The following is a 12,433-nucleotide window of genomic DNA, read 5'->3' as shown; positions in this document are numbered from 1 at the left end:
GGCGGGCGGGCCCGCCCACGCGGTGTGTCAGCGGTCGGCGAGCCCCAGCACGTCCAGCACCCAGGCATGCTCGAACGCGATCTGCTCCCAGGCGGAGTAGCGCCCCGAGACGCCGCCGTGCCCGGCGGACATCTCGATCTTGAGCATCGCGGGCGCGCCGGCGGCCTGCAGCCGGGCGATCCACTTGGCCGGCTCCACGTACAGCACGCGGGTGTCGTTGAAGCTGGTGGTGGCGAGCACGCGGGGGTAGTGCGCGGCGTCGTCGGCCACGTTCTCGTACGGCGTGTACGAGCGCATGTAGGCGTACACCTCGGGGTCGTGCAGCGGATCGCCCCACTCGTCCCACTCGGTCACGGTCAGGGGCAGGGACGGGTCGAGCATCGAGGTCAGCGCGTCCACGAACGGCACGCCCGCCAGCACCCCGGTGAACAGCTCCGGCGCCAGGTTCGTGACGGCGCCCACCAGCAGGCCGCCCGCGCTGCCGCCGTCGGCCACCAGCCGGTCGGACGCCGTCCAGCCCGATCCGACGAGGTGCCGCCCGCAGGCCACGAAGTCCGTGAAGGTGTTCCGCTTGGCGCCGAGCTTCCCGTCGTCGTACCAGGCGCGGCCCATCTCGCCGCCGCCGCGCACGTGCGCGACCGCGAAGACGACGCCCCGGTCCAGCAGGCTCAGCCGGGCCACCGAGAAGTACGGGTCGATCGAGTACTCGTACGCGCCGTACCCGTACAGGAGCAGGGGCGCGGGTTCGGCGGGCGCGTCCGCCCCCTCCGCGAAGCGCACCGCGTCCCGGCGCCAGACCAGCGAGATCGGTACCCGCGTACCGTCCTCGGCCACCGCCCACTCGCGGCGCTGGTCGTAGTCGCCCGGGTCGTAGCCGCCGAGCACCGGCTGCTGCTTGAGCAGCGTGCGCTCGCCGGACGCCACGTCGTAGAGGTAGAGCGACTGGGGCGTGACGAACGAGGTGTAGCCCACCTTGAGGTTGGGCTGCTCCCACACGCCCACGCCCGCGCCGACGGACTCCAGCGGCTGGCCGAACGAGATCTCCTGGAGGTCCCAGGTGACGGGACCGCTCGCGGGGAGCTGCAGCACGGCCGACCGCGAGATGGCCTCGCGGCGGTAGTAGAGCACCAGGTAGCGCTCGCTCGCGCTCACGCCCTCCAGGCGCACCGCGGGGTCGTGCGGCACGACGACGGTGGCCTCCTCCGGCGTGACCTTCCCGCCCGGTGCGGGCACCGGCGAGCTGACGAGCTCGAAGTTCAGCGCGTCCTGGTTGTGCAGGATCAACAGGGTGTCCTCGGGGCCGGCCGCGGTGGGCAGCACCGCGTGCTCCACCGAGTACTCGACGCCCTCGCGGCGCGGCCAGACCACCCGGAACTCGCCGGTCGGGTCGTCCGACTCCAGCAGCCACGACTCGCTCGTCACCTTGGACCCGAGCTCGATCTGCAGGTACTTCTTCGACCGGGACAGGCCGACGCCCACCCAGTAGCGCTCGTCCGGCTCCTCGAACACCACGACGTCGTCCGACCCCGGCGTGCCGAGCCGGTGCCGCCACACGCGCCACGGCCGCCAGGCCTCGTCGACGGTGAGGTAGAAGACGTGCTCGCCGTCGGGCGCGAACAGCGCACCGGGCGCGGTCTCCGTGATCTCGTCCGTCAGGTCCTCGCCCGTGGCGAGGTCGCGGACGCGCAGCGTGTAGCGCTCGTCGCCGCTCGTGTCGGTGGCGTAGAGCAGGCGCGTGCCGTCCTCGGACACGTCGAGCGAGCCCAGCGCGAAGAAGTCGTGGCCGTCCGCCTCGGCGTTCTGGTCGAGCAGCACCTGCTCGCCCGGGACGGGCTCACCCGGCTCGAGCACGCGCGGCGTCCAGTCGTCCGGTCCGGCCGCGGGGTAGCGCGCGTGGATCGGGTACTGCTGGCCCTCGACCGTCCGCGCGTAGTACCACCAGTCGCCGTCCCGCGACGGGACCGAGAGGTCGGTCTCCAGGGTGCGGCCCTTGATCTCGTCGAACACGGCCTGGCGCAGCGGTGCGAGGTGCTCCTGACGCTCCAGGGTCCAGGCGTTCTGCGCCTCCAGGTGGGCGACCACCTCGGGGTCGTCCTTGGCGCGCAGCCACTCGTAGTCGTCGACGAAGGTGTCACCGTGGAAGGTGCGTTCGGCAGGGCGGCGCGGCGTGACGGGCGGCGCGCCGGCCGAGGACTCGGTCCCGAAGGATGTCAGTGCATCAGACACCGCGTCAGCCTATCCGCGCGGCTCTCGCCGGGTGCGGGATTCTCGCCCTGTTCGCGGTGCGCAGAGGGCGAAGATCCCGCACCCAGCGGGTCAGAGGGTGACGTCCGTCCAGGTGAGGCGGTGGTCGCTGCTCGGGAACGGGAAGACGCCGGTGAGGCGGGACAGCGGGTCGGCCGCGACCGGCCAGAACACCCCGGCGCCGCGGACGCGCAGGTCGCGCGAGGGCAGCACGTAGTCGACGCGGAGGTTGCCCGGGGTCGTGTCGGCGAAGTCGGCGGTGTCGAGCGCGGCGTCGCCCCGGTGGGTGAGGTTGGCGCCCGCCTGCAGCGCCGCGGCCTCGGCCGCGCCCGCCGAGGTCGCGCCGGGGTCGGTGATCCGGGGGTGGTCGAGCAGCTGGCCGATCGCGGCGTCCACGGAGTCGCCGTCGAGCGGGTCGGCGTTGTAGTCGCCGGCGACCACGAAGGAGGAGCCCGGGCGCAGCCCGCCGCGCCGGCCAGCGTCGTCGTACAGGTAGCGGGCCTGCCGCCCGCCGCGCACGTAGTCGGCCCAGAACCGGATCTCGTCGTGGTTGCGCAGCCCGTTGCGGTCCTCCGCGCCGTCGAACGACGGCGGGGTGGGGTGGGCGGCCAGCACGTGCACCGTCTCGCGGCCCACGCGGACGGGCACGTCCCAGTGCGACTTGCTCGACAGCGGCAGCACCGCGAGCTCCTCGGCCGAGTACCAGTCGGCCGGAGCGGGGGTTGCCGGGTCGTCCGGCAGCAGCGCGCCCGGCATGTCCTGCCACCGGAAGTGCTGGAAGGTACGCACCGCACGGTGCTGGATCGGGTACTTCGACAGCACGAGCATCCCGTACTGACCGGGGAACAGGCCGAAGCCGAGCGCGTCGTCGCCCCCGCCCACGGTGCCGTCGTTGTTCAGGTCGAACCCGCTGGGTACGCCGGTGTTCACCGGGGCCACGAACGCGTACGGGTACTCGACGGGCTCGCCGGTGCCCTGGGGCACCTCGAGGTAGTTCTGGCGGAACAGGTCGGCGGCGGCGTAGGGGTCGGCGCCGGCGGAGTAGTCGAACTCGTTGAGGAGCACGACGTCAGGGTCCGCGTGCTGGATCACCTCGGCGACCGTGGCGGCCTGGGCGTCGTCGCCCGTGGACAGGTCGGCGACGAGCTCGCCGGCCGTGGCCCGGTTCAGCGACAGGTTGTACGTGGCCACGCGCAGGGCCCGGTGGCGGGGCGCGGGGTGGGCCCGGTGGGCGGACGCCGACGTCAGGCGGACGCCGTCCGCCGCACCGGAGGGGACGCCGGACGCGCTGGCCGGGACCGCGGTGCCGAGGGCGGCGCCGGCCAGCAGGGCCGCCGCCGCGGCGGCGCCGGTCAGGCGCCCGGGGGTACTGCCTCGCATGACTGCTCCTTCGTCGGGGTGTCGTGCCGCGGACGTCGTGCTCCGCGTGAGCCACCGTAGATCCCGGCGGGCCCGCCGGGGTGAACGCCACGTGAACACCCTGGTCGGCGCGGTCGTGATCGAATCGTTGCGCCCTGGGGGCCGGCGTGTCGGTGGCTGGCGGTACCTTCACGGGGCGGCCGCTGGTGCCGCCCCGGTGCCCGCCGCCGGGCCCGTCCTGAGGAAGAGTCGATGAACCGTACCGCCCGACCCGCCCGCCTGCTGGCGGCCGCGGCTGCCGCCGCCGTATCGCTGACCCTGCTGAGCGGCTGCGGCGTGCTCGACGAGATCATGTCGGGCGGCGAAGCGCCGCGCGACGAGCCCGGCGGCGAGATCACCGCCTCGGCCGAGGCGAACGCCTTCCAGATCCTGAAGGGCGACTGCATCGACCTGGAGGCGCTCGACGGGTACGGCGAGGCCACGGAGGGTGAGGAGTACGAGGTCGAGACGGTCCCCGTGGTGCCGTGCTCCGACCCGCACACCGGCGAGGTGTTCGCCGAGCTGGTCATGGACACCGACGAGTACCCGGGCGACGAGGGCATGGCGAAGAAGTTCGACGAGTGGTGCTACGAGCAGTTCGGCACGTTCGTCGGCGTCTCCTACGACGAGTCGCAGTACGGCTACACCGGCTTCTACCCGACCCGGGACACGTGGGAGCAGCGGGACGACCGCACCCTGCAGTGCGTCATCAGCTCCGAGGAGCCCGTGACCGGCACCCTCAAGGGCGCCGCGAAGTAGTCCTCCGCGCCGCGGTGCGCGTCGTCGTCCACAGGTCGGTGACGAGCACCGCGAGCGCGGCCAGCACGAACGCCGCGCCCACCAGCGGCACGGTGCCGATGCCCGTCGTGGCGACCACGAGCGCCCCGAGCGCAGCCCCGCCGCCGATCCCGATGTTGAACACGGAGCTCGATATCGCGGTCGCCGACTCGGTGGCGCCCGGGGCCACGCGGAGCGACAGGAACGACAGCGCCGGCGGCACGGCGCTGAACGCCAGCCCGAACAGGGCGAGGCCCGCCAGGGCGACGGCCGGGACGTGGCCGAGCGTGCCCAGCAGCACGAGCGCTCCGGTGAGGGCGGCGAGCGCGACGACGATGGTGTGCCACGGCCGCTTGTCGAGCACCTGGCCGATAAGCAGCGTGCCCGCCAGGCCGGCGGACCCCTGCACCAGGAGCAGCGCGCTGAGGTAGCGGTCGGCGAAGCCCGCCGTCTCCAGCAGGAACTGCGTGACGAACGTGATCATCGTGAAGCCGCCGGTCACGAGCAGCACGGTGACGACGAGGAGCAGCACGAACCGGCGCAGGTTCGGGTGGGTGCCGCGCGCGGTGCCGCTCTGCTCGGCGTCGACGTGCGGCATGGCGACCGCCATCGTGACGCACGCCAGCAGGCTGACCACGGAGAACAGCAGGAACGCCGTGCGCCAGCCCGTCTGCTGGCCCACCCAGGTGCCGAGCGGCACGCCGAGCAGCGGCGCCAGCGAGTTGCCCACGGCGAGCCGGGCGATCATCCGGCCCCGGACGGCCGGGGCGAACAGGCTGGCCGCGGCGGGCGTGACGATGGACCAGAACAGCGCCTGCCCCAGTGCGGTGAGCATGCGGGCGGCCATGAGGTCCGCGTAGCCGACGGCGAGGGCCGACCAGAGCGAGCCGACGGCGCAGACCGCGGTGGTCGCGGCCAGCACCCAGCGGCGGGGGAAGCGGCGCGTGAGCCGGGTGAGCGGCAGGGAGGCCACCACGACGACGACGGCGTACGCCGTGACCAGCAGCCCGATCTCGGAGGTGCTGCGCCCCAGGTCCGGGGCGATGAGCGTGAGCAGGCCGCCCGGCAGGTTCTCGGCCGTGACGAAGGTGAAGGCGCTCACCGAGAGCGCGACGAGCGCGACCAGCGCACGGCGCTGGTCCACCGGGGCCGCGGCGAACTCCGTCGCCGCGGTGGGCCGGTTCGAGGTCATGCACTCTCCAGATGTCCGGGATCGGGGGCCGGGCGAAGACGGCCGGTCGCGCTCACGCGCGGCACGGCCACGGTACGTCGGATCGAACCGATTCGGTGCACACATTTCCGGACACCGCGGGTGACCCCATCTGTGTCCTAGGCAACATTGTCGTAATATTTCCCTGGTTTCCTCCTGCGTGGACAAAGGTGTCCAGCAGGTCCGGCGACCCGTACACGCATCACCTCCTCGTCCCGGACGCGGCTCTCTCCACGGAGGAAGAAATGAACCCACGCATCTGTGCAGTCGGCGCGGGAGCAGCCCTGTTGCTCTCCGCCGCCGTCGTACCGATCACCGCTTCCGCAGCACCGCCCGCCGAGGAGGTGCCGCAGCAGGCAGCGCCGGCCAAGGAGGACAACCGGCCGGACGCCCTGGCCGAGAAGCAGAACGAGAAGCGGCAGCGGGCCGTGAACATGGTCGCCACCGGTGAGGCCAAGGTCGAGACCCGTGGCAAGGGCAAGCACAAGTCCAAGGTCGTGAAGATCTCGCCGCGCGAGTACGTCGAGTACGGCGTCGAGGAGACGGCACAGCTGTTCAGCATCCTCGTGGACTTCGGTGACGAGGTCGACGAGCGCTACCCGGACGCCTCCGCGGGCCCCGTGCACAACCAGATCCCGGAGCCGCCGCGCAGCGACAACTCCACCTACTGGGAGCCGGACTTCTCGCGCGAGCACTTCCAGGAGATGTTCTTCACCGGCCTGGAGGACCAGGACGGCGAGTCGTTCGCCGGCATCTACGACGAGATGTCGTCCGGCCGGTTCGACCTGCAGGGCGACGTGTCCGACTGGGTCACCGTGCCGTACAACACGGCGTCCTACGGCACCACGGAGTCCGGCGAGGACATGACGCGGTTCATCCAGGACACCGCGAACGCCTGGTACGAGCAGCAGGTCGCGGCGGGCAAGACCGCCGAGGAGATCGACGCCTACCTGCAGTCGTTCGACGTCTGGGACCGCTACGACATGGACGGCGACGGCATCACGGCCGAGCCCGACGGCTACATCGACCACTTCCAGGCGATCCACGCCGGCGAGGGCGAGGAGGCCGGCGCGCCGGAGGAGGCCATCTGGTCGCACCGCTGGGCGGTGAACCAGGGCGGCCTGGGCTCGGACGGCCCGGCCGACTTCGAGAAGCTCGGCGGCATCAAGATCGGTGACTCCGACATCTGGATCCGCGACTACACCACCGAGCCGGAGAACGGCGGCCTCGGCGTCTTCGCGCACGAGTTCGGCCACGACCTCGGTCTGCCGGACTACTACGACACCGCGGGCGGCGAGAACGGCACCGGCTTCTGGAACCTCATGAGCTCCGGCTCGTGGATGGGCCACGGCACGGGCACCATCGGCACCACGCCGAACCACATGGGCGCCACGGAGAAGCTCTTCCTGGGCTGGCTCGACTACGAGGCCGTGGCGCCGGGCGAGCGGGACCGCATCAAGCTCGGCCCGTCGTTCCACGCCACCACGCGCGCGCAGGCCGCGATCGTGGACCTGCCGGACGGTGTGACGCAGGTCGACATCGGCGAGGAGTACGGCGTCGAGCCCCTCGACGGCGAGTTCGTGTACTCGGGCACGGGCAACAACCTGAACACGACGATCACGTCGCCGTCGTTCACGGTGCCGGACGGCGCCTCGCTGACCGCGAAGGTGCAGTACGCCATCGAGGACGACTTCGACTACGCGTTCGCCGAGATCTCGACGGACGGCGGCTCCACCTGGACCGCGCTGCCGAACAACCTGTCGACCGACGAGGACCCGAACGGCACCAACCCGGGCGGCGGCATCACCGGTGACTCGGCGGGCGCCTGGGTCGACCTGACGGCCGACCTCGGTGACTACGCCGGCCAGACGGCCTCGGTCCGCTTCCGCTACGCGAGCGACGGCGGCGCCAACGAGACCGGCATCGCGGTCGACGACGTCACGGTCGGCGACGCGCTGTCCGAGGACTTCACGGACTCCGACTGGACGGCCGACGGCTTCGTGACGGTCGGTGCCGACGGCACCTACGAGGTCACCTACCAGCACTACTACGTGGCCGAGAACCGCGTGTACGGCGGCTACGACCAGACGCTGCGCACCGGCCCGTACAACTTCGGCTGGACCTTCTCCAACAGCAACAAGGTGGAGCACTACCCGTACCAGGACGGCCTGCTGGTCTGGTACGTGAACAGCCTGTACGGCGACAACAACACCTCGCAGCACCCCGGTGGCGGCCAGGCACTGCCGGTCGACGCTCGCGCGAAGGCCCTGAAGTGGTCGGGCGGCACCATCGCCCGCAACCGCATCCAGTCCTTCGACGCGACGTTCGGCCTGCAGAAGACGGACCCGATCTCGCTGCACCGTGAGGTGGCCGCGAACTCGCTCACCACGCTGAAGCTGGGCAAGCAGAAGGCCGTGTCGACGTTCGACGACACGAACCCGAACGCCTACTACGACCCGGCCAACCCCGGCCACTCGGTCAAGGTCGGCGGCACCGGCACCACGATCAAGGTGCTCACGGAGGACACCAAGAAGGGCCACATGACCATCCAGGTCAACTGACCCACCTCATCCCGCCGAAGTAGAACTGTGGCGAGATAGAACCGTGGCGAAGTAGAACCTCAGCGCGAAGCTGCCGTTCTACTTCGCCACCGTTCTATCTCGCCACGGTTCTACTTCGGCGGGGCACTACGCTCGAACGCATGACACACCTGCGTTGGGGCATCCTCGCGGCCGGCGGGATCGCCGCCAGCTTCACCTCTGATCTGAACGACAACGGCTTCACCGTGCAGGCCGTCGGCTCCCGGTCCCTCCAGAAGGCGCGCGCCTTCGCCGACCGGTTCGGCATCCCGACCGCCCACGGCTCGTACGAGAACCTGGTGAACGACCCCGAGGTCGACATCGTCTACGTCGCGACGCCGCACCCCATGCACGCCGAGGCCGCGAAGCTGGTGCTGGAGGCCGGCAAGCACGTGCTGGTCGAGAAGCCGTTCACGCTCAACGCCGCCGAGGCGCGCGAGATCACGGAGCTCGCCGAGGCCAAGGGGCTCGTGGCGCTCGAGGCCATGTGGACCCGGTTCCTGCCCCACATGGCGCGCGTGCGCGAGATCATCGCCTCGGGCGTGCTCGGCGAGGTGCGGACCCTCCTGGTGGACCACACCCAGGACCTGCCCGACGACCCCGCCCACCGCATCAACGACCTCGCCCTGGGCGGCGGCTCGCTGCTCGACCTCGGCATCTACCCGGTCTCGTTCGCCTGGGACCTGTTCGGCGAGCCGCTCACCATCCAGTCGCACGCGACGTTCAAGGAGACGGGTGCGGACGCGACCGTCGCCACGATCTTCGGGTACGACGGCGCCCGGGTCGCCACGACCGTGTCGGCGTCCGACACCCGGGGGCCCAACCGGGCCTCGATCCTCGGGACCGAGGGGCGCATCGAGATCGACGCGACCTGGTACAACCCGTCGACGGTGCACGTCTACGACGCGTCGGGCACCGAGACCGAGACGTTCACGGCCGAGGTGACGGGCCGGGGCATGCACTTCCAGGCCGCGGAGGCCGAGCGGCTGGTCGCGGCCGGTGAGCTCGACAGCCCGCTGCTCCCGCGCGCGGAGACGGTGGCGATCATGGCCACGCTGGACGAGATCCGGAACCAGATCGACCTGAAGTACCCGGGGGAGTAGGCCACCCCGTCCCCGCCGAGATCTGCACCAGATCTCGGCGCGGACGGCGCGGCTACTTCTCGCGCAGGACCGCCTCGATGAGGCCCGGGAACTTCTCGTCCAGCTCGTCGCGCCGCAGCTGGATGTCGTGTGTGCGGCCGTGCACGATCGTGCGGGTGAGCCCGGACTCGCGCAGCGTGCGGAAGTGGTACGACGCCGTCGACTTCGTCAGGTCGAGCCCCATCGTGCAGTCGCCCTTGGGGTAGGGCTTGCCGTCGGCCAGCATGCCGACGATCTGCAGGCGCACGGGGTCGGCGAGGGCCCGCAGCACGTCGACGAGCTCGACCTGCGCCATGTCGGCGGACGGGAACTCGGTCACGACCCATCTCCTGACGCAATAGTTCGACAACCGTCGAACCATTCGGTTACGCTCAACGGTATGACGTTCATCGAACAATCATACTCGCTGCGCGGTGCCTACCTCCGGATCGCCCTGATCGCCGCAGCGCTGTTCGTGGTCGGTACGAACGCCTTCGTCATCGCCGGCGTGCTCCCGCAGATCGCGGTGGACATCGGCGCCTCGCCCAGCGCGGTCAGCTACTCCATCTCCTGGTACGCCGTCGTGGTCGCGGTGCTCGCCCCCGCGGTGTCGGTCCTGTTCGCCCGTGCCTCGCGCGCCGCCCTCATGGGCACCGGCCTGTGGATCATCGCCGCGGGCATCGCACTCTCGGCCCTGGCGGGCGACCTCGCGCTCTTCACCGCGGGGCGTGTGCTGGCCGCGCTCGGCGGCGCCGCGCTCATGCCGGCCGCCATGGCGGCGGCGCCCACGCTCGTCCCCCCGGAGCAGCGCGGGCGGGCGCTCGGCGTCGTCGGGTTCGGCTTCATCCTCGCCACCGCCGTCGGCTCGCCCCTGGGCACGGCGCTCGCGGCCCTCGGCGGCTGGCGGCTCGCGCTCGGCGTCCTCGCCGGGCTGGCCGCGGGGCTCGCCGTCGCCGTCGGCCTCGCCACGCGCGCCGTGCCCACCGGTGCCGTGCCCGGCCTCCTGGCCCGGTTCGCCGTGCTGCGCGACGTCCGGATCGGCCTCGCCCTCATGACGACGCTGCTGTTCACGGCCGCGTTCAACCTGGTCTACATCTTCAGCTCCGCCGTGACCGAGAGCGTGACGGGCGGCAGCGGCCTTGCGCTCGCGTCGCTCCTGCTGGTCTTCGGCCTCGCGGGCATCGTCGGCAACTGGCTGGGCGGGTCCTTCACCGACCGGTTCGGGGCCCGGCCGACGGCGCTCGCCGCGCTCGCCGCCGTCGTCGTCTCGCTCGCCGCGCTGTACACGGCCGGCGGCTCGTACGCGGGGACCGCCGTCCTGTTCGGGGTCTGGGGGCTGGGCACCGCCGCGGCCCTGGTGCCCATCCAGCACCGGCTGGTGGACGTCGACCCCGCCGTCGCCGGCGTGTCCCTGTCCTGGTACTCGACGGCCATGTACCTGGGGATCGCCCTCGCGCCCGTGGTCGGGGCCTCGGTGCTGCCCTACGGCGCGGCCTGGATCGACCTGCTCGGGGCGGGCGCGGCCGCCGCCGCACTGGGCGTGTTCGCCCTGGGCTACGCGGTGCGCCGCCGAGCAGCCCTGGCCTGACCCGGGTCAGACGTACAGGTCACCGGGGTGACCTGTACGTCTGACACGTCAGTCGAGGGGGTGGAGGATCCGGTCGAGGAACCGGCGGGTGCGCTCCTCGGCCGGGGCGGTGAAGATCTGCTCCGGCGTGCCGTGCTCGACCACCACGCCACCGTCCAGGAACAGCACCTGGTTGGCCACCTGCCGGGCGAAGGACAGCTCATGGGTCACCACGACCATGGTCCAGCCCTCGTCGGCGAGCTCCTTCATGACGGTCAGCACCTCGCCGACCAGCTCGGGGTCGAGGGCCGACGTCGGCTCGTCGAACAGCAGCAGGTCCGGCTGCAGCGCGAGCGCCCGCACGATGCCGACGCGCTGCTGCTGCCCGCCCGACAGCTGGTGGGGGTACGCGTCCCGCTTCTCCGTGAGCCCGACGCGCGCCAGCAGCTCCTCGGCACGGCCGGTCGCCGTCGCGCGCGGCACCCCCTGGACCTGGCACGGCCCCTCGATCACGTTCTCCAGCACCGTGCGGTGCGGGAACAGGTTGTGGTGCTGGAACACCATGGCGGACCGGTCGCGCAGTGCGGCCCGGTTCGCCTTGGCGGCGGCGCGCGCGGTGCGGTTGCCGAACCAGCCGGGGCCGGCCGCCGCCGCCTGGGCACCGAAGTCGACGACGGGGCCGCCGGCGAGCTCCAGCACGCCTGCGTCCGGGGTCTCCAGGCCGTTGAGCGAGCGCAGCACCGTCGTCTTGCCGCTGCCGGACGCACCGATCAGCGCGACGACGTCGCCCCTCCGCACGTCCAGGTCGACGCCCCGCAGCACGTGGTTGGCGCCGAAGGACTTCTCGATGCCGCGGGCGGTCAGCAGCGGTGTGCGGTCAGTGGGCGACATAGCGGTCCAGCCTCTTCTCGAGGACGTTCTGGCCGGTGGAGAGCACGGTGCAGAACATCCAGTAGATCAGCGCCGCCTCGGTGTAGATGAGCAGGAACTCGTTCGAGAACGCGGCGATCTGCTGCGCGATGCGGAACATCTCCGTGACCAGGATGAGCGTGGCCAGCGACGTGTCCTTCACGAGCGAGATGAACGTGTTGGACAGCGGCGGCACCGAGACGCGTGCCGCCTGCGGCAGGATGATCCGGCCCAGGGTGCGCGCCGGAGACATGCCCACGGTCCAGCCCGCCTCCCACTGGCCCTTGGGCACGGACAGGATCGCGGCCCGGACCACCTCGGCCGCATAGCCGCCCACGTTCATCGAGAACGCGATGATCGCGCTGGGCCACGGGTCGATCCGGATACCCAGCTGCGGCAGGCCGTAGAAGATGATGAACAGCTGCACCAGGAGCGGCGTGCCGCGGATCAGCGAGATGTAGGCGCGGCCCACCCACGACAGCACCGGGTTCGGCGAGAGCCGCAGCAGGGCCACCAGGAGGGCGACCACCAGCCCGATCGCGAACGACGCGAGCGCGAGCGGCATGGTGCCGATGAGTCCGCCCCGCAGGAGCGGCCAGAAGGATTCGGCGACGAGCTGCCAGTCCAT

The 12,433-nt window shown here is 71.6% G+C and carries 10 protein-coding genes; 4 read left to right on the top strand and 6 right to left on the bottom strand.

Going from position 1 to position 12,433, the window contains the following annotated elements:
* Window positions 1-27: 27 nt before the first annotated feature.
* A complete protein-coding gene (locus APR03_RS12485) occupies window positions 28-2,226 on the bottom strand; it encodes a S9 family peptidase (protein WP_253836086.1) in 2,199 nt (732 codons plus the stop codon).
* 90 nt (window positions 2,227-2,316) lie between these two features.
* On the bottom strand, window positions 2,317-3,624 hold the full coding sequence (locus APR03_RS12480) for an endonuclease/exonuclease/phosphatase family protein (RefSeq protein WP_253836085.1): 1,308 nt from the start codon (window positions 3,622-3,624) through the stop codon (window positions 2,317-2,319).
* Between the two features lie 231 nt (window positions 3,625-3,855).
* Between APR03_RS12480 and APR03_RS12475 the strand changes: the two genes are divergently transcribed.
* Window positions 3,856-4,401 carry a septum formation family protein gene (locus APR03_RS12475; RefSeq protein ID WP_253836084.1) on the top strand — a complete coding sequence of 182 codons (546 nt, stop codon included), beginning with the start codon at window positions 3,856-3,858 and terminating at the stop codon, window positions 4,399-4,401.
* On the opposite strand, the gene APR03_RS12470 is transcribed toward APR03_RS12475, so the two are convergent.
* Window positions 4,382-5,611, bottom strand: a complete 1,230-nt coding sequence (locus APR03_RS12470; RefSeq protein ID WP_253836083.1) for an MFS transporter — start codon at window positions 5,609-5,611, stop codon at window positions 4,382-4,384. The two genes, APR03_RS12475 and APR03_RS12470, sit on opposite strands and share 20 nt — an antisense overlap.
* 263 nt (window positions 5,612-5,874) lie before the next feature.
* On the opposite strand from APR03_RS12470, the gene APR03_RS12465 reads away from it, so the two are divergent.
* Complete coding sequence (locus APR03_RS12465) at window positions 5,875-8,190, top strand: immune inhibitor A domain-containing protein (protein ID WP_253836082.1); 2,316 nt, start codon at window positions 5,875-5,877, stop codon at window positions 8,188-8,190.
* A gap of 140 nt (window positions 8,191-8,330) precedes the next feature.
* Window positions 8,331-9,311, top strand: a complete 981-nt coding sequence (locus tag APR03_RS12460) for a Gfo/Idh/MocA family protein (RefSeq protein ID WP_253836081.1) — start codon at window positions 8,331-8,333, stop codon at window positions 9,309-9,311.
* A 52-nt stretch (window positions 9,312-9,363) separates the two neighbouring features.
* Here the strand turns inward: APR03_RS12460 and APR03_RS12455 are convergent, their stop codons facing one another.
* A complete protein-coding gene (locus APR03_RS12455; protein WP_253836080.1) occupies window positions 9,364-9,669 on the bottom strand; it encodes an ArsR/SmtB family transcription factor in 306 nt (101 codons plus the stop codon).
* A 60-nt stretch (window positions 9,670-9,729) separates the two neighbouring features.
* Here APR03_RS12455 and APR03_RS12450 point away from each other — a divergent pair, with 60 nt between their 5' ends.
* Window positions 9,730-10,917, top strand: coding sequence for an MFS transporter (locus APR03_RS12450; RefSeq protein ID WP_253836079.1), 1,188 nt, complete (start codon window positions 9,730-9,732; stop codon window positions 10,915-10,917).
* 48 nt (window positions 10,918-10,965) lie between these two features.
* Here the strand turns inward: APR03_RS12450 and APR03_RS12445 are convergent, their stop codons facing one another.
* Both APR03_RS12445 and APR03_RS12440 read right to left on the bottom strand, forming a co-directional pair.
* Window positions 10,966-11,787: an amino acid ABC transporter ATP-binding protein gene (locus tag APR03_RS12445; protein WP_253836078.1), complete on the bottom strand. Its 822-nt coding sequence runs from the start codon at window positions 11,785-11,787 to the stop codon at window positions 10,966-10,968.
* On the bottom strand, window positions 11,774-12,433 hold the full coding sequence (locus APR03_RS12440) for an amino acid ABC transporter permease (protein ID WP_253836077.1): 660 nt from the start codon (window positions 12,431-12,433) through the stop codon (window positions 11,774-11,776). Before APR03_RS12440 ends, APR03_RS12445 begins: the two co-directional genes overlap by 14 nt.

Source organism: Promicromonospora thailandica (assembly GCF_024171955.1).
Taxonomy (GTDB): domain Bacteria; phylum Actinomycetota; class Actinomycetes; order Actinomycetales; family Cellulomonadaceae; genus Promicromonospora; species Promicromonospora thailandica.
Note: the sequence above shows the minus strand (reverse complement) of the source record. Positions and strands in the feature narration are given on the sequence as shown.

What these genes read in the sequence shown, in the direction of transcription:
- APR03_RS12480 (WP_253836085.1), bottom strand. Translation starts at nt 3,624, where the DNA reads ATGCGAGGCAGTACCCCCGGGCGCCTGACCGGCGCCGCCGCGGCGGCG.
- APR03_RS12475 (WP_253836084.1), top strand. Translation starts at nt 3,856, where the DNA reads ATGAACCGTACCGCCCGACCCGCCCGCCTGCTGGCGGCCGCGGCTGCC.
- APR03_RS12470 (WP_253836083.1), bottom strand. Translation starts at nt 5,611, where the DNA reads ATGACCTCGAACCGGCCCACCGCGGCGACGGAGTTCGCCGCGGCCCCG.
- APR03_RS12465 (WP_253836082.1), top strand. Translation starts at nt 5,875, where the DNA reads ATGAACCCACGCATCTGTGCAGTCGGCGCGGGAGCAGCCCTGTTGCTC.
- APR03_RS12460 (WP_253836081.1), top strand. Translation starts at nt 8,331, where the DNA reads ATGACACACCTGCGTTGGGGCATCCTCGCGGCCGGCGGGATCGCCGCC.
- APR03_RS12450 (WP_253836079.1), top strand. Translation starts at nt 9,730, where the DNA reads ATGACGTTCATCGAACAATCATACTCGCTGCGCGGTGCCTACCTCCGG.
- APR03_RS12445 (WP_253836078.1), bottom strand. Translation starts at nt 11,787, where the DNA reads ATGTCGCCCACTGACCGCACACCGCTGCTGACCGCCCGCGGCATCGAG.
- APR03_RS12440 (WP_253836077.1), bottom strand. Translation starts at nt 12,433, where the DNA reads ATGGACTGGCAGCTCGTCGCCGAATCCTTCTGGCCGCTCCTGCGGGGC.